At 51.5% G+C, this 17,016-nt stretch carries 13 protein-coding genes; 1 reads left to right on the forward strand and 12 read right to left on the reverse strand.

Translation table 11 applies throughout. The features are described 5' to 3' along the window. Positions 1-39: 39 nt before the first annotated feature. The gene (locus D3P07_RS02590; protein ID WP_119798509.1) at positions 40-1,452 is read right to left on the reverse strand and encodes a polysaccharide deacetylase family protein; all 1,413 of its coding nucleotides are present in this window, start codon (positions 1,450-1,452) and stop codon (positions 40-42) included. Positions 1,453-1,633: 181 nt separating this feature from the next. Between D3P07_RS02590 and ytvI the strand changes: the two genes are divergently transcribed. Continuing rightward, positions 1,634-2,800: a sporulation integral membrane protein YtvI gene (gene ytvI / locus D3P07_RS02595; protein ID WP_119798510.1), complete on the forward strand. Its 1,167-nt coding sequence runs from the start codon at positions 1,634-1,636 to the stop codon at positions 2,798-2,800. Positions 2,801-3,011: 211 nt separating this feature from the next. Here the strand turns inward: ytvI and D3P07_RS02600 are convergent, their stop codons facing one another. From D3P07_RS02600 to D3P07_RS02650, 11 genes are all read right to left on the reverse strand, one after another. Then, positions 3,012-4,853 (reverse strand): peptidoglycan D,D-transpeptidase FtsI family protein, encoded by a 1,842-nt coding sequence (locus D3P07_RS02600; RefSeq protein ID WP_259391308.1) that lies wholly within the window; start codon positions 4,851-4,853, stop codon positions 3,012-3,014. Between the two features lie 210 nt (positions 4,854-5,063). Then, positions 5,064-7,247 (reverse strand): methyl-accepting chemotaxis protein, encoded by a 2,184-nt coding sequence (locus D3P07_RS02605; RefSeq protein WP_259391309.1) that lies wholly within the window; start codon positions 7,245-7,247, stop codon positions 5,064-5,066. A gap of 187 nt (positions 7,248-7,434) precedes the next feature. Further along, positions 7,435-9,618 carry a methyl-accepting chemotaxis protein gene (locus D3P07_RS02610; protein ID WP_259391310.1) on the reverse strand — a complete coding sequence of 728 codons (2,184 nt, stop codon included), beginning with the start codon at positions 9,616-9,618 and terminating at the stop codon, positions 7,435-7,437. Positions 9,619-9,788: 170 nt separating this feature from the next. Next, positions 9,789-11,855, reverse strand: a complete 2,067-nt coding sequence (locus tag D3P07_RS02615) for a methyl-accepting chemotaxis protein (RefSeq protein WP_259391311.1) — start codon at positions 11,853-11,855, stop codon at positions 9,789-9,791. Between the two features lie 311 nt (positions 11,856-12,166). After that, positions 12,167-13,426, reverse strand: a complete 1,260-nt coding sequence (locus D3P07_RS02620; RefSeq protein ID WP_397334531.1) for a peptidase U32 family protein — start codon at positions 13,424-13,426, stop codon at positions 12,167-12,169. Between the two features lie 29 nt (positions 13,427-13,455). Continuing rightward, positions 13,456-14,388, reverse strand: a complete 933-nt coding sequence (locus tag D3P07_RS02625) for a peptidase U32 family protein (RefSeq protein WP_119798512.1) — start codon at positions 14,386-14,388, stop codon at positions 13,456-13,458. Positions 14,389-14,453: 65 nt separating this feature from the next. Then, on the reverse strand, positions 14,454-15,569 hold the full coding sequence (mltG, locus tag D3P07_RS02630) for an endolytic transglycosylase MltG (protein ID WP_119798955.1): 1,116 nt from the start codon (positions 15,567-15,569) through the stop codon (positions 14,454-14,456). A gap of 117 nt (positions 15,570-15,686) precedes the next feature. Further along, on the reverse strand, positions 15,687-15,998 hold the full coding sequence (locus D3P07_RS02635) for a DUF1292 domain-containing protein (protein ID WP_119798513.1): 312 nt from the start codon (positions 15,996-15,998) through the stop codon (positions 15,687-15,689). Continuing rightward, a complete protein-coding gene (locus D3P07_RS02640; protein ID WP_119798514.1) occupies positions 15,998-16,294 on the reverse strand; it encodes a DUF1292 domain-containing protein in 297 nt (98 codons plus the stop codon). Before D3P07_RS02640 ends, D3P07_RS02635 begins: the two co-directional genes overlap by 1 nt. A gap of 8 nt (positions 16,295-16,302) precedes the next feature. After that, positions 16,303-16,719 (reverse strand): Holliday junction resolvase RuvX, encoded by a 417-nt coding sequence (gene ruvX, locus D3P07_RS02645; RefSeq protein WP_119798515.1) that lies wholly within the window; start codon positions 16,717-16,719, stop codon positions 16,303-16,305. 19 nt (positions 16,720-16,738) lie between these two features. After that, positions 16,739-17,002: an IreB family regulatory phosphoprotein gene (locus D3P07_RS02650; RefSeq protein WP_116045679.1), complete on the reverse strand. Its 264-nt coding sequence runs from the start codon at positions 17,000-17,002 to the stop codon at positions 16,739-16,741. Positions 17,003-17,016 lie beyond the last annotated feature (14 nt).

The following is a 17,016-nucleotide window of genomic DNA, read 5'->3' on the forward strand; positions in this document are numbered from 1 at the left end:
TCATGCGGGCTGGACAGTTTTCTCTAGCTGCCTGGAGCATTAAATGGCGGTCGTCTTGGAGCTGATCGAAGCGGCCTCTTCAACAGCTCCGCTAATGACCCGATCTACGGAATTAGTCACACTTTCTACCTCTTCCTTGATCATTCTTGTCTGAACGGTTGCGTACGAGACAATCTTCTGAACAGGCATCAGCAGCATACGCGGCGAGATGGCATCGCTTCTGTCCTTCCGCTTCCGCTCCTTGCCGTATTGCTTCGTATTGGTCAATACCTTAAGCAGCAGCTTCAGATAGATGCGCGTCGACTTAGCGAACAGCCCTTCCTTCAGCTTGAAGATCTCAAATCCCAACCGGTCTGCCCCGCGGTGAATCATCGTGACACCGTATACCGCCTTAATATGCTTGGCATCGGGATCGGCGGACAGCTGATCCGCAAGCTGCGGCAGCGCGCGCTCCACTTCCCTGAGCATGCGTATGCCTGTAGCAAGCGGGGACTTGGACGTAGCGGCGATGCTCGACAACATGCGGTTGTCGAAGTGCAGCTCCGCCACGGAATCTCCCTTTGCGATACCGCCGCCTTCGGCGAACTCCAGCTCGTCGCCATTATACGTTGTGACACGGTAATGGAAGGCCGGCGTGTCGCTGTCGCCGACTTTCTTCAGCCGGAACAGCGTATGGAATGCCTGCTCCCACATCAGCCATAACGAGATTATAAATCGCTTGCCCAGCGAACGGTGCACCGCCCGCTTCGCATCCGTCAGCTTCATCATCTCTTCGATGCCGACGAATGTATAGCCTCTCTTCGTTGCTTCTTCCATATACGCTTCCAGCGCACTTAGCATATTGCGGGGCGCATCATGGTCAGCGCCAAGCGTATTGCCACAGTCGTGCAGCAGCAATACCTCGCCTGGACGAAGCTTCTTCATCATTCTCTTCTGCAGACGCTTCGCGCCCACAGATTTGCGCCAATCCCCGAACATCGCCGACCACAAAATAATTCGCAGATAACCCAGATTGGAATAATCGAATACATTCACGATTCCCCATGGCGGCCGATAATAGATAGAGCGGCTTCCCGTAGCCTGCTCGATAATATCGTTCGTCTTCTCTATCTGGCGCCTAACCGTGCGAGGACGCATAACCCAATTGGATTTATGCACATAATTATGAATGCCGATGGTATGTCCTTCCTCTTGCATCCGGCGCAGCAATTCATTTTGCCCCTCCGCATGCGATCCAACGACAAAAAAAGTCGCTTTCGCATTGTAGCGGGCGAGCAAATCCAGCAGCAGTGGCGTATAGACAGGATCTGGCCCGTCATCGAACGTCAAGGCGATCTCTTTCTCTACCTTTCCCTTCTTGAACACGCGGAAGCCGAACGTTCGGCTTATCACGCCAGGGAGGAAGGCGTAGAACGTCATGACGTAGAATCCCCATAAGAACAAATTTTCCATCTTGTTTTCCCCACCGTTTGATGAATTAGTCGATGAATGAGTAGCGGTTCAGAACAACAACAATACCTCTAATTGTATCATACTCAAATAAAAAATAGGCACAATTCATAAAATCTATAGTACAATCTTAATGGAAAGATAACTAAATCAAGATCCCGAAAATGGGAAGAAGGGGAACCGAATGCTGCCTTTCTACAAAAAATACTGGAGAACCGCATTTGACATTGCTCTCATCGCATTAACCGTCTATTTGATCATGTATGCCTTCAGTTATGTGTACAAGATCGCCACTCCAATCTTTTTTGCGTTCCTGATCTTCCTTATTATTGAGCCGCTCGCAAAAAGATTGAACAAGTGGGGTGTCAAGAAGTCCATTGCCTCCGGCATATCCGTGCTTGTATTTACACTGTTGATCCTGGGAGCCTTCTCCGGCGCTGCTGTGCTCATTACGAAGCAAGGAAACGCCTTGATTGAGAACTTCCCAAGATATCAAAGCGTCCTGGCCGAACAGATCGGAAACTTGGCATCACAGCTGGAGAAGCAGCTGGACAAGCTGCCTAACGACATCAGCCTGTCGGAAGAGATCAAAAACGTAACCAAAGGCGCGACCGAAAACCTGCAGAATTGGATTACCGCCTTCCTGAACGGCTTGATCGGATACGTATCATCCTTCTCCACCTTTATTTTCAATTTTGTGGTCGGGATTATATTAGCTTATTTCTTAAGTATTGAAATTAAAACCTGGAAACAGGCTGCAACGGATAAAACGCCAAAAACTTTTAAAAATGCTTTTTTCTTCCTTAGAGACAATGTATTCCGAGGCATCGCCTCGTACATCAAGGCACAAGCCAAGATGATCAGCATTACGTTCATCGTTATTCTGATCGCCCTTATCCTGCTTGGTGTAGATAATGCCTTTATTATTGCGGTGGTAGCTGCTATTTTCGACGTGTTGCCGCTCCTCGGCGTCAGCACGCTATTCATCCCATGGATAATTTATTTGTTCATCGTCGGGAAATTATCGCTGGCCATTTGGTTGTCCGCACTTCTGCTGGTCGTCATTCTGACGCGGCAAATTCTGGAGCCTAAGATTACAGGCGATTCACTGGGCGTATCGGCGTTCACCATGCTGTCGTTCATGATTATCTCGCTTTCGTTGTTCGGCATCGCCGGCGTCATCCTGTCGCCGATTCTCGTCATTCTCGTCAAGTCGCTGTATGACCAAGGCTACTTCCATCGCTGGATTCGAACGCCTGTTGATGAATTCGATGAGCCTATTGCCGCAGCTGACGGTGCGCCGGAGTCTGTGAAGCAAGATACTCCGTTTATTGATTCACTGAAAAAATAATACCGTTACGAAAGAGCTCCCGTCCTCTGCTTTAGAGTGACGGGAGCTTTATTTTTTGGTGGCAGCCCCACCGGTTATAACCAAGCATATTGCTACTGTGACGGATGCCAAATTAACGTTGGCTTATAAACATTATTGCTCGATTATGCTTATCCTGGCGATTTAGCTGCGCCCCGTAACGACATCGTGAGTTATGGACCCCTAACTCAGCTCAGAAGCGATGTCCATGACCGCGCGGCTCATGCACATGCTTCGCTGCAATGTCCATGACACCCCGGAACAGCTTCGTTGCTTGGTGAGCGCTGCCAATGGGACGATTAGCCGCTAGTACTGCAACCGCATAGCGCGGCTTGGCTGCAGGCCCGTATCCGGCGAACCATTGATGGTTAAGCGCTGCACCGTCCTTCTTTGTCTCCGCCGTGCCGGATTTGCCCGCCAATTGCCAAGTGCCTGCACGTATGGAACGCCCTGTACCATGATCAACAACCGCCTCCATCCCCCGCAGAAGCGCCATTGCCGTATCCGTCCGAATACTCCTGCCAGCTACAGGCAGCTTGCGGGCCGGAAGCTCCACCATTCGCTCGCCGCTCGCGTAGCGGACCTCGCTGACAATTCTCGGCTCCATGACTCGTCCTCCATTGATCAGCGTCACCATCAGGTTCGCGGCTTGAAGCGGCGTCATGCGGACATCACGCTGGCCAATGCCGCTCTGGACGCGCACGCCGCCATCCGCCCCGCTCCCCCTGCTCGCGAACAATCGCCCCGCCTCCTCCTCCTGCAGCAGCCTAAGCGGCTGCGGGAAAGGCCCGAAGCCATGGCTGCTATGCCAGCCTACACGCTCCATAACACCAAGCGCCTCGGCTGTCCGCTCCATCTGCTCCGCTTCCAGCCGCTCCGCGATGGTAGCAAACACAATGTTGCAGGACTGCGCAAGCCCTTCCTGGAACGTAAGATCGCCATGGCCGCCTTCCTTCCAGCAGGACAAGCCGTACCGGCCATAATGGCCGTCGCAATGGAACTTCTCCTTCGGGTTAACTACACCGTACTCCAAGGCGGATGCAGCCGTAACCAGCTTGTAGATGGAGCCTGGCTCAACAGCTGTCAGCGCGTAATTGCGCCACTCCGTTCCGTCATTGCTATTGAATTGCCCGGGCTTCAGCTTGGGCCTCGAAACCATCGCTACGATATCGGCATTGCGCGCATCAAGGACCACAATCGCCCCTTCCTGCAGGCCCATCGCATCCGCATACGCCTCAATTTCATTCTGCATCGCCAGATCAATCGTAGTGACCACCTTAAGCGGGTAATATCGGTTGTTCGGCTGAACGACTCGCAGGTCAAGACCATGGAGCGGCGCATTCTGGCCATCGATGAAGTAAGACACCGATGTCTCTCCGATGCCGTGCAGCAGACCGTCAAGCGATCGCTCCAGTCCTGAACCGCCCACCTGCTCCGTCAGCTTCCGACGGCCCTGCGCAATGTCCCGCTCATGCGCAGTCATCAGCCACTCCGGGTGCTGGCTCGTAAATCCGATCAAGTGCTTCGCGTCGAACTGCGGCAAATATCGATTGCGGTACGGGAGCACTCTTACTCCTTCTACCCCAAGACTTTTAATAGCATTCGCTTGGTTGTCCGTCAGCCTGACTGGATTCTCCTTCCCCGTTCCTTCCCGCCAAAAATCCGGCTGTGTCATCCCGTTCCATCGATGGAGAAGCTCTTCCTTGGGGATGCGCAGCAGTTCAGACAGCTTCCTTAATTGCTCCTGGCTCCCCCTGACATCAGGACGCACCGGGAATAACACGACCGTCATGTAAGTCTCACCTGTAATCGGCAATCCGTTCCGGTCCAGGAAGTCTCCCCTGCCCGTATCCAGCACGAGGCTCCTCTGCCGCTGCACGACAGCCATACGCTTCCAGCCGTCCCGTCCTCCCGCAGCAGGCGACGCCGTCGGGATATGAGACGGGAGCAGCTGCAGCCATGCCATTCGGATCACGAACAGCAGCAGTACGAGGGTAATCAAGATGCCGATAGCTCCCGCTCTCTTCGCAATCACCGGGCTCACCGCCTTTCTATCCGCTATTCAAGCATCAGTCCATGCGCGTTCGTTAACGTCTCTCTTATCTAGTGTTGCCGAATGCCGTTCTTCCAAACTTCAGCTTCTTCGGAGCAAGCCATGTTCAGCATGCAGCAGGCGCGCATCCCGCAATGCAAACATAAAAAAAAGCTGCCCCCGGTATCGGGACAGCTTGGCCTAACGATATGACTATTCCTGTACCTTGAACTTCGACAACGATTCCTTCAGTCCGCGGGATACGGAATCCAGCTTCTCGGACAATCTAACCAATCCATCGCTGATACTAAGCTGCTCGGTGCTTAGTGAAGCCACTTCCTCGGACGTTGCAGAGGATTCCTCTGCTACCGCGCTGACATTCGTCATCGCTTCCGACAAGACGGATTGCGACTCGTCCAATTGGCCAATCGATGTGGTCGCAAGCTCAAGCTTCTCGACGAAGTGACCCATTTGCGCCTGCACCGTCAGGAAGATCTGATTCGCTTCCTTGACTGACGTAATCTGCTCCTGGAAGATCGGATAAGCTTCGGACAGAACCTTAACCGTCTCTTCGATCTCTCCTTGAATCTTCGCAGTAATCTGACCAACAATATCGATCGATTGCTTCGATTGATCAGCCAGCTTGCGGATTTCATCAGCAACGACCATAAAGCCTTTGCCTGCTGCGCCCGCACGCGCCGCTTCAATTGTCGCATTAAGCGATAGAATATTCGTTTGCTTCGTCAAGTTGTTGAGCACATCCAAAATCTTCACAATCGAACCGGTGCTGTCCTTCAGCGCATCAACCTTCTCAACCATGGAACGCGTCATCTCTTCCGTCAGACCCGTTTTCTGAATTAGTTGGCCCATATATGAAGTACCTTGTTGGCTCGCTTGGTCCACTTCAGTCGCGGATTGCGACATTTGCTCGTTCGCAGAGATGACATCTTTCATCTGCGCATTCATATGATTCGTCAGATCGCTGCCGCGCTCCGCTTCAACAGCAAGACTTGTTGCACCGTTGGCAATCTCATCTGTTGCTACAGCAATTTCCTTGGCCGCGATTGCCGTCTTCTTCGATGCATCTGTCAGCTCGGATGCCGTCTGCAGAACCTCTGCCGCCGAATGGGTCGTCTGCAACGCCAAGTTCGTAATTTGCGTCATCATGTCATTGAAGCTGTCAGCCAATTGGCCGATCTCATCCTGGCGCTTCTTAATCGTAGAGCGGACCGTCAGATTGCCTCTAGCGCCCTCTACCATCAGATTGCGCAGCTTCACAAGCGGATTGGCAATCGTGCGTACAACCAGAACACCGATCGCGATGGCGATAAGCGTGGCCAGTCCAACCATTAACCAAGTCAAGTTGCGGATGACGGACGCTTGCTCTACCAGCTTCTCAACCGGAATCGTCGCTACAAATCTCCAGCCTGTAATTTCGGAGGTCTGATATGCTGCGAGCACGCTGGCGTCCTCTACCGTTGTCATCTTCTCGCGGCCGAACTTGGCCTTTTCACCTTCAGTAGGCAAAGTGACGATATGAGGCTGGCCCAGCACGGACAAATCTTCGTTCGCTACATATTGACCCGCGCCATTCACCACTGCAAGCGTGCTGCCCTCGCCAAGCTGCACATCCTGATATCTCTTCACGATAGCGTCCAGGTTGACTTCCATTACAAGCACATACGGTCTGCTTGCCGCTTTGATGACACGCGCTAGTGCGATTGAGTTAGGCGACTTGGAAGCAATGATGCCTGTACCGCTCGGCTCGACCCACACCAGCCTGCCGTCCTGCTCAATCGTCTGCTTGAACCAGTCCGTCTTCGTCAGCGTATCGCCACGGTAGCCGTTGTTGTTGCCGGCTGTAACGACGCCGTCTTCTTCGTCGGTCGAAATAATAGCTGCACCAGTAATAGTCGTATTGCCCATAATATAAGTAGACATACGATCGGATACCGTTCTGCTGGACTGCAGAACATCATAAGAATCATTGGTTGTGGACAGAACTTTCAATTCCGTCTGAAGCTCTTTGTCAATCAGCATTTGAAGCGTCAGGTCCGCGTACGTCTGGAATACGATATCCAGGTTGTTGGTTACCTGATTAACGGTTTGGAAGCTTGCTTCCGATACGTTTTTCTCAACGAGATTTTTGGCCTGGCTGTACGCAATCAACCCGACAGTCAATACGCAGGCTACGATACTGACGATAATAATAAAGAAAAGCTTAAGCCCAACTGATTTGATTGGACTGGAAATGTTCGCATCTTTCAGACCGCTTTTCATCCACTTTGCTGTCGACTTAATGCTGTCGCCTGCTTTTTTCGCGCTCGCCTGCTTGCTTTCGTTTTGCTGCTTGTTGTCCATTTCTTTTTCCTTTTTCTTCCCTTTTGTACCCGGCATGAAGGTAGACACCGCCTTTGTAGTATGAAATCCTCATATGTAATGTGTATTAAAGCCTACATCCATAGAACGATACTACTAGATTTATCGACAATTAACATCGCATTCATAATACTAAAAACAAAAAAATAGGACTGATTATACCGAAGTATCCAATCAGTCCTATATTAGGCGAATCCATCAATACCTAAAGCTTGAATTGAGCTAGCGATTCCTTCAATCCGCGCGATACCGCATCCAGCTTCTCCGACAGCAGTACCAGATTATCGCTAATATGAAGCTGCTCGCTGCTTAGGGAAGCTACTTCCTCCGATGTCGCGGAGGCCTCTTCCGCTACCGTGCTGACATTAGTCATCGCCTCAGCCAGCACCTGCTGCGACTGCTCCAGCTGCCCGATAGAGCTTGTAGCGCCATCCAGCCGCTGGGCGAATTGCGCCATTTGCTCCTGCACGCTGACGAAGATGCCGTTTGCCTCCTTAACGGACACGATCTGCTCCTGGAATAACGGATAAGCCTCGGTCAATACTTGTACCGTCTCATCAATCTCGGACCTGATTTTGCCCGTAATCTGGGCGACTACATCAATGGATTGCCGCGACTGGTCGGCCAGCTGCCTGATTTCGTCCGCGACAACCATAAAGCCTTTGCCCGCCGCACCCGCCCGAGCGGCTTCTATCGTCGCGTTCAGCGAAAGGATATTGGTCTGCTTCGTCAGATTGTTAAGCACATCCAATATTTTCACAATCGAGCCTGTGCTTTCTTTCAGCGCATCGACCTTCTCCACCATGGAGCGCGTCATCTCTTCGGTCATGCCCGTCTTCTGAATGAGTGCATTCATATAGGCGGTTCCTTGCTCGCTTGACTGCTCCACGCTTGCAGCGGAACCCACCATCTCTTCATTCGCCGAGATGACCTGCTTCATCTGCTCGTTAATATGGGCGGCAAGTTCATTTCCTCTCTCTGCTTCAACTGCGAGACTGGTAGCGCCGCCTGCTATCTCTTCCGTAGCCGCGGCAATCTCTCTTGCGGAAGCCGATGTCTTCCTCGAAGCCTCCGTCAGCTCGGATGCTGTATGAAGCACGTCTTCGGCTGACCGGGTCGTCTGCTGGGCAAGCCCCGTAATTTGATCCATCATCGCATTGAAGCTTTCGCTAAGCGTTCCGATCTCGTCCTGCCGCTTCCGGATAGACGAGCGTACGGTTAGATTGCCTCTCGCCCCCTCCATCATCAGGCTGCAAATTTTGACCAGCGGCCTCGCAATCGCAAAGATAACAAGCACGCCTATTGCAATCGCAAGTACAATAGCAGCTAGCGCTGTCACTAGCGTAATATCGCGGATAGACTCTGCGTCCTTCACTAATTGCTTGACGGGTATCGTTCCCGCCAATCTCCAATCCATCGATTGAAGCTTCTGATATACGGCGAGCACCTCAACGCCATCGGTTGTATACAGCTTCGGCGATCCTGCCAGTGCCAGCTCTCCCGATATCGGCAAGCTGATACTTGCTGCTTTCCCCACCTTCGCAGCATCGTTTGCGACGACGTAATTCCCATTGCCGTCTATGATCGCCAGCTCGCTTTCATCCCCCAAGACAACGTCTTTGTAGCGGTTCACGATCGTATCCGCTTCGATCTCCAGCACCAGCATATATCCGGCTTCGCTCGATACCGTATTTTTCAGCAGACGTGTCAACGCAATTGTAGGCTTATCCGTGATCATTGATATACCTGTCGGCTGCGGGGCGATCCAGTTCACCTTGCCGTTCAGCTCGATCGTCTTTTGATACCACTCCGTCTTCATGAGCGGTTCGGCGCGTGTCGACAGCGATGAGCCTGCAGCTACAATATGCAGATTATCGGACAACGGCAACAGCATAATGCCTTTGATCGAATTATTGCCCAGCGTAAAGCCCTGCATCTTATCACCCAGTCTTCTTGCAGCCTCGAACCTCTCGTAATCATCATTGCTCGTGGCAAGCTGGCTGACGATTTCATGAAAATCTTTGTCGATCATTAATTGCAGGGACAAGTCCTCGTAGGTTTTAAAGATGACATCCAGATTGCTGGAAACCTGATTAATCGTCTGCATACTGGCATCCGATACTTTTTTCTCGACCAGTGTCTTGGCCTCAGAGTAGGCCAGCAGCCCTACAGTCAACACGCAGGCCAATATGCTTCCGAAAATGGCAATGAATATTTTCAACCCAACCGATTTCAAAGGATTTGTAAAAAAAGAACGCCAGACGGACGCCTCTTTCTTGTAACCGTTTTCAATAATCTCTTCCTTCTCCCCTGTCTCCTTCACAGACACCTGAAGCAGCTTTTTCTCTTTACCGGCCATGATGGCAAGCACCGCCTTTTGTTTGGTCAAACGCGTAAGATCCTTTTTCTTTAGCGAATTATGCCGAACGATGTATGTAGTCTATTTCCTATTATTTGATATTGTTAGTTTCTTGTCAATTAGTAGAGAAAAAACCCTATTCCGTTTAATCGGCTCCAACATCGCCGCGGAATAGGGTTGCTTCTAAGGGGTATGACCGGTCAAGCACGTTCGCCCATATTAAATTGAGCCAGCGAATCCTTGAGCCTTGTAGACACTTCATTCAGCTCCCCGGACAGGCTGACCAGGTTGCCGCTAATACCGAGCTGTTCATGGCTTAGAGACGCTACTTCCTCGCTCGTCGCAGATGATTGATCGGCCACCGAGCTTACGCTCAGCATGGCTTCGGACAATGCTGCTTGCGATTGCTCCAGCTCGGCAACTGAGCTTGTCACGCTGTCGAGCCCCTGTACGAATTGCTCCATCTGCTGCTGAACGCTAATGAATATGCCATTCGCTTCCTTAACTGAGCCGATCTGCTCCTGGAAGATCGGGTAGGCTTGCGACAACACCTGCACCGTCTCCTCGATTCCGTGCCGAATTGACTCTGTCGTACGAGCCACAATTTCAATGGATTGACGAGACTGCTCGGCCAGCTTGCGGATTTCATCCGCCACTACCATGAAGCCTTTCCCCGCCGCTCCTGCACGTGCAGCTTCAATTGCGGCATTCAAGGACAAGATGTTCGTCTGCTTCGTTAATTGATGCATGACTTCGAGGATCCCCGTAATCGATGCTGTGCTTTCCTTGAGCGCCTCTACCTTCTCGACCATGGAGCTTGTCATCGCTTCCGTCATGCCTGTCTTCTCAAGCAAATGCTCCATATAAGCTGTTCCTTGCTCGCTTGCACGCTCCACCTGTGCAGCGGAAGCCTGCATCATCTCACTGGCCGACATGACCTGCTTCATGCCTGCATCGATTCGCCCCGTAAGCTGGCTGCCGCGCTCAGCTTCGGATGCCAGATTGGAGGCGCCGCTGGCAATTTCCTCCGTCGCTACGGCAATTTCCTTCGCTGCGGCAGATGTCTTAATCGAAGCGTCAGACAGCTGGGTTGCCGTAGCGTGAACCGCCTCGGCAGACCGCGTAGCCTCATGCGCCAATTCGGTCATCTGCGCCATCATCCGGTTGAAGCTATCGCTAAGCCCTCCAATCTCATCCCGCCGCTTCCTGATCGATGAGCGTACCGCCAGATTGCCGTCTGCGCCCTGCAGCATCAGATTGCGCAGCCTCACCAAGGGGCGGGCAATCGTCATAATGACCAGTGCTCCAATGGCGACGGCAATCAATGCAGCAGCCAGCGCCGTTATCCACGTCAAGCTACGAATAGCCTCAGCATCCTTGGTAAGCGCCTTCACCGGAATCGTGCCGACCAGCTTCCAATCCATAGCCTGGAAGGTCTTGTACACAGCCAGCACTTCACTGCCGTCTGTCGTTATCCCATTCCAGGAACCGTCGCTCGGCTGAGTATCTTCAGAAGGCAAACGGATGGAGGCTGCTTGTCCGATTAATGCGGCATCCTCCGCCAGCACATACTTGCCTTCCCGGTCGACGATAGCTAGTGCGCTTCCTTCGCCAAGCTCAACGCTTGCATAGCGGCCGCTGAATGTAGCCGCATCCATCTCCAGCAGAAGAATGTACGACGCGTCGCTGGACACTCCGTCCTTCAACAGCCGGCTGAGGCCAATCGTAGGCGTCTTCGAATCGTATGATATTCCGCCTGAGTGAGGTGCGATCCACTGGGTTTTGCCGTCAAGCTCCAAGGTCTTGCGGTACCAATCCGAATCCTTGATCGCTTCCGCCTTCGTACTAAGCGAGGAGCCTGAAGCGACTACATGGAGGCCTTCCTTCACCGGGAGAAGCATCATTCCCTTCACCGATTGCTGGCTAAGCGCATATGCCCGGAATTTATCTGACAATGCCTTGGCCGATGAATAGCGGACTGATTCGTCTTCATGCCCCGCAATATCGCGAGCCAAAGCAAAAAAATCCTTGTCCACCAGCAGCTGCATCGTAAAATCCTCATATGTTTTAAAGACAACATCCAAATTATCCGCCGCTTGCACAATAGTCTGATGACTGGCTTCCGATACATTTTCCTCAACCATTTGTTTGGCCTGGGAATAGGAGATAAGACCCACAGTCAATACACAAGCCAGAATTCCTGCAAAAATAATAATAAATAATTTAAAGCCTACAGACGACCAAATTCGCGTAATATTAAGTGACATACCTTTATGTATACCCTTTTCGCTCTCCTTAAAACTTTTCGAATCATCTCTCGTTCGTTTGGAATCACTACCGTCTCGCTTCATCTTTGTTAACATACTTTACACCACCTTGTTTGTTGTGGTACAGAACATTAGAGTAATAACAGCTATAGATGAAAATGATAGTGACACAATCACTAGTTCTTAGGTTCTATTATTTAGGGTTATAGTCCCTGTTGTCAATGTAAAAATACAAATAAACCCTTAACCAATGAAGTTAAGGGTTTATTATGACTTTATGTTGGGAATTTTCTAATTTCTCCTAAAAATGATTAGCGTATTTTCTTGCGCATCATATCCATCGGCTTGACCGGCTTCAGCGTGCGTATGCGTACGGTTTGCAACGGATGCCTTGCCACATCCAGAGCAGCGCCAGACTCATCCGTCAGCTCCGTCACCGTCTGCTTGAAGAATGTGCCACCTGGGCCGACGAATTCAACTTCCTGTCCTACCTTGAAGTGATTGCGCTGCTGCAGGGTAGCAAACCCAGTCCGGTCATCATAGTCCAGCACAATGCCGGCAAAGTCGTACGGAGCGGCTTTTTCCTCAGGGCCGTATATATGATCTTCCACCCCTGGGGTATCCAGGAAAAACCCCGTATTAAGCGGACGGTTAGCGGCTTTGTTCATCTCCTCGATCCATTCCTGCTTCAATTCGTAGCCTTCTGGATCGGCGAAGTAAGCGTCAATCGCTTGGCGATAGACATTGACAACCGTAGCCACGTAATGAATGCTCTTCATCCGGCCTTCTATCTTGAAGCTGTCTACGCCAACCTCAATCAGCTCTGGCAAATAACCAATCATGCACAGATCCTTCGAGCCCATCGTAAACTGGTCTTCGCCTTGCTCGTACATTGGCGCATCGTCCACAAACAGGTCATACTTCCATCTGCACGACTGGCAGCAGCCGCCCCGGTTGGAGTCCCTGTCGGTGAAGTGATTCGACAATACGCATCTTCCGGAATACGACGAGCACATCGCGCCATGAATGAACGCTTCAATCTCGATATCGACATGCTTCTTGATCTCTTCGATCTCCTCGAAGCTTGTCTCACGGGCAAGCACGACGCGCGGCAATCCCTCGTCCTTCCAGAATTTAACCGCCTGCCAGTTCATCGTCGACTGCTGCGTGCTGAGATGCACCTCCAGCTTCGGCGCTACGCGCTGAGCCGTCTCGATAATGACCGGGTCAGCCGCGATAATGGCCGCGATGCCGACATCCTCCAGATTGCGCAAATACGCCTCAATACCTTCGATATCTTCGTTATGCGCATAGATATTGGTTGCGACGAATACCTTCGCTCCATAGCGATTGGCGAATTCGACGCCTTCTCTCATCTCTTCGAAGCTGAAATTGTCCGCATTGGACCGGAGACCGTATTTTTGCCCGCCGATATAGACGGCATCGGCACCATAGTGAATGGCGAATTTCAGTTTTTCCAAATTGCCCGCTGGAGCAAGCAGCTCCGGCCGATCCAGTCTGTTGCGCTTGCCCTGATAGCGGCGGGAAGCCGTTCTTATGCCTGTAGTCATCATGGTTCACACCTCCTGCATATATCCGATCAATACACTTGTTCCTTATAAAAGAAGCCGTAGCTTAGCTCGCGCTTCGGATCTTGCACTTCCTTGATCGAATCGAGCCACTCCTCTTGGAAGCGATAGCCTTCCGGATCAGCCAAATACGAATCAATCGCTCTGCGATAGACGCTAACGACTCTCTCATTGTATTCGACCGATTTCATGATGCCTTCGATCTTGAAGCTATCGACTGAGACTGCCAGCAGCTCATGCAAATTTTCCAACATGCAGATGTCGCTGGAGCTCATCACATGCGTGCCGTTGTCATCCTCGAAGATCGGATAACGCTCGTCGGGACGATCCGCTTCCATCATATACAGCCCGCGCTCCAGGTCGGCATCCGGGATGCGTTCCGGTTCGCCTTTATGCTCCAGGTAGCTGTGCACCAAGGAACGTTTGGAGTGATAGATATTCGTCATGCCATGCACTTGAACTTGAATCTCAAGCGGAGACTTTGCTTTCGTATCTTCTATCTGCTCCATATTGAGCTCCCGCGCAAGCACATACCGGGTTGCGCCTCTGCGCGCCCAGTATTCGGCCGTTGCGAAGTTCGTCGAGGTCATCTCCGTATTCCAATGCAGCGCCATGCCGGGCGCATAAGACTTCGCAGCCATTAACACGGCAGGATCGCCGAATACGATGGCGTCTACTCCCGCTTCATGAAGGAACGCCACATAATCGGGCAGCTCCGCCAAAGCGGCGTTATCGATGATATTGTTGACTGCTGCGTAGATTCGAACACCTTTCGCTTTTGCCAGGCTAACGGCTTCCTTCATCATTTCTCTCGAGAATTCACCGGCAAGCCGAGTCCCGTAACGGGACTCGCCAATAACGAACGCGTCGGCGCCGGCAGCCATTAGCCGGGACAGCTCTTCAAGAGACGATGCGGTGGCAAGCAATTCAGGTTTGTACGTCATTTTGTTTCTCCTTCATCTATCTTCTAGGGGGTCAAGCCCTATAGCTGGCATCCACCGCGTATTGATTACTGCGTTGTTTTTTCACTCAATGCGATGTTTTTCTGATGCTCCTTGAACGTCTCTGCGAACAGATGCGTCTGGGAGCCGTCCTTCTTCGTCACATAGAAGAGATACTTGGTGTCCGCAGGATACAAGGCCGCTTCAATTGAAGCAATGCTCGGACTTGCAATCGGTCCCGGCGGCAAGCCGTCTATTTTGTACGTATTATAAGGACTGTTGATTTCCAGATCCGAAAGCGACAAGCGAGCCTTCGGCGTATCCAGCGCATATTGGACCGTAGCATCGATCTGCAGTCGCATAGGGGCGGCAATCCGGTTGTAGATGACACCGGCTACGAGAGCACGCTCCTCGTCAACGACAACCTCGCGTTCAACCAGCGACGCGATTGTCAGGATGTCATGCAGCGTTCTGCCCGAAGCCTCCATGGCATCCTGCCAGCCTTCCGGCAAAGCGCTAAGCTTGCGATCGGTCTCCGTCAGCATCCGGATAATGATATCTTCCTCCGTGCTTTCCTTCTTCATCTCATACGTCTCCGGGAATAGGTATCCTTCCAGACGCTTGTGCAGTTTATCCGTCTTCGGCAAGCCGCGAACCGTCTCCGCATCTCCCCAAGCGCGATCCGTCTCGGCCAGCTCCAGAAACTTGTCTTTATTAATTAACCCCTCGGCCGCCAGCTTGTCCGCGATCTGCAGAACCGTGAAGCCCTCCGGAATCGTGAACCTGATGGTCTCTTCCGCAATCGTATCTCCAGCGTTCAGCTTGGCGATAACCGCAGATTTGTCCATGCCGGGCTGCAGCTCATATGTGCCAGCCTGAAACTTGGACCCTTCATCTTTCAGCTTCAAATAATAACTGAATACAAAACCATTTTTTATAATGCCATTCTCTTCAAGCAGATCGGCCACTGAATTGGCGGACATGCCCCGCGTAATCGTCACCTGCTTCATCTCGCCCTTCGACGTAGGTTGAAGATTGTTCCACAAGTAAAAAGCCGCACCGCCGGCGACCAGAACCATGATACCTACCAGGCTGACAAAAACCCATAAATTAATGAGCCATGTTCTAGGCTTCTGATTCTTGCTCCGTTTTTTCTTTTTTTTCTGCGTTTGCTTCTCTTCCATCGTATCCAACCAATCGCACCCTCTTCTGCAAGTTTCCGAAAAAAAGAGCGGTGGTAAGCCGCCCTTTTGGTTCCACTATACGAATGTATTTATTGCGCAATGACAAGCTGCCTGAGGCTATGGACGTTCTTCCCCGTCAAACAGCAGGTCGTCATAGGCTTCCGAGACTGATTCCCATTCCTCATCATCTTCAATCGTCTCCAGATGAGGCTCATTGGAGTCCAAATTGATGCGGAACAGCTCAACCTCGTCTTCGGCGCGCATCGCCTCGCTTTGCAGCGCGACATACTGGACCTCGCCTAGCCGGAACTCAGCCTTAATACGGAAAAATTCCGCCGTTCCGTCTTCGGATACAAGCTCAACCTCGCTGCCGAACAGCTCCTTCAAGCGGCTTAACCGTTCCGGATTGTTGTGGGAAACATCTGCCATTAGTCCTGCTCCTCCAACTCGCCGAGCAGCGTGTTGAACGTTTCCTCGACCATGTTCCATTCTTCTTCGTCTTCAATCGTATACAGTTTCAGGTCGTCACCGTCTTCTTCATAACGGAACGCATAGACTTCGTCTTCCTCGTCGTCTGCGCCGATTAGCGGCACTACCATCATATATTTCTGATCCGAATCATCTACCTCGAACTTCATGATGACTTCGAATTCCTCTTCATTGCCCTCTTCATCCGGAATATAAATGATTTCCGGCTCTTCGTACTGCATGTCGTCCTTTGTCATCGTTACCCTCACCTTTTCGTTTTAGAATCGAGATAATTTTGCAAGATGATCGTTGCGGCCATCTTGTCTATGACTAGCTTTCGCTTCTTCCGGCTGACGTCCGCTTCCAGGAGCGTTCGCTCGGCAGCTACCGTTGTCAGCCTTTCATCCCAAAGGTGAACTGGTATTTCCAACTTCTGCCTAATCTGCTCGGCAAATGCGATGCAAATTTCGCCACGCGGGCCGATGGATCCATTCATATTCTTCGGTAAACCGACCACGATTTCGGATACTTCATGTTCCTTTGCCAGCTCGGATAACCGATCCAGTTCTCCTCCGTCGCGTCGTTTTTCCACGACTGTGATGCCTTGAGCCGTCCATCGAAAGGCGTCACTGATCGCCACTCCAATATTGCGGTCCCCATAGTCCAGTCCCATCACTCTCATCTAATTGTCCGGCTCCTTGTTATTGTTTCTTGTGCTGCAAGTAAAACCGGACCAACTCTTCGATCAATTCGTCGCGTTCCTTCTTGCGGATCAAACTTCTGGCGTTGTTGTGCCGCGGAATATACGCGGGATCTCCGGACAGCAAATACCCAACGATCTGGTTAATTGGATTATATTCCTTCTCCAGCAATGCTTCATGCACGCTAAGAAGAATATCTCCAGAAGAAGTCTCCACCCCCTCAGCCTTCACGTTAAACTTCATTGTTTGGTCCATAGAACTCATCAACAGCACCTCGC

This window comes from Paenibacillus sp. 1011MAR3C5 (genome assembly GCF_003591485.1).
In the GTDB taxonomy this organism is placed as follows: Bacteria; Bacillota; Bacilli; order Paenibacillales; family Paenibacillaceae; genus Pristimantibacillus.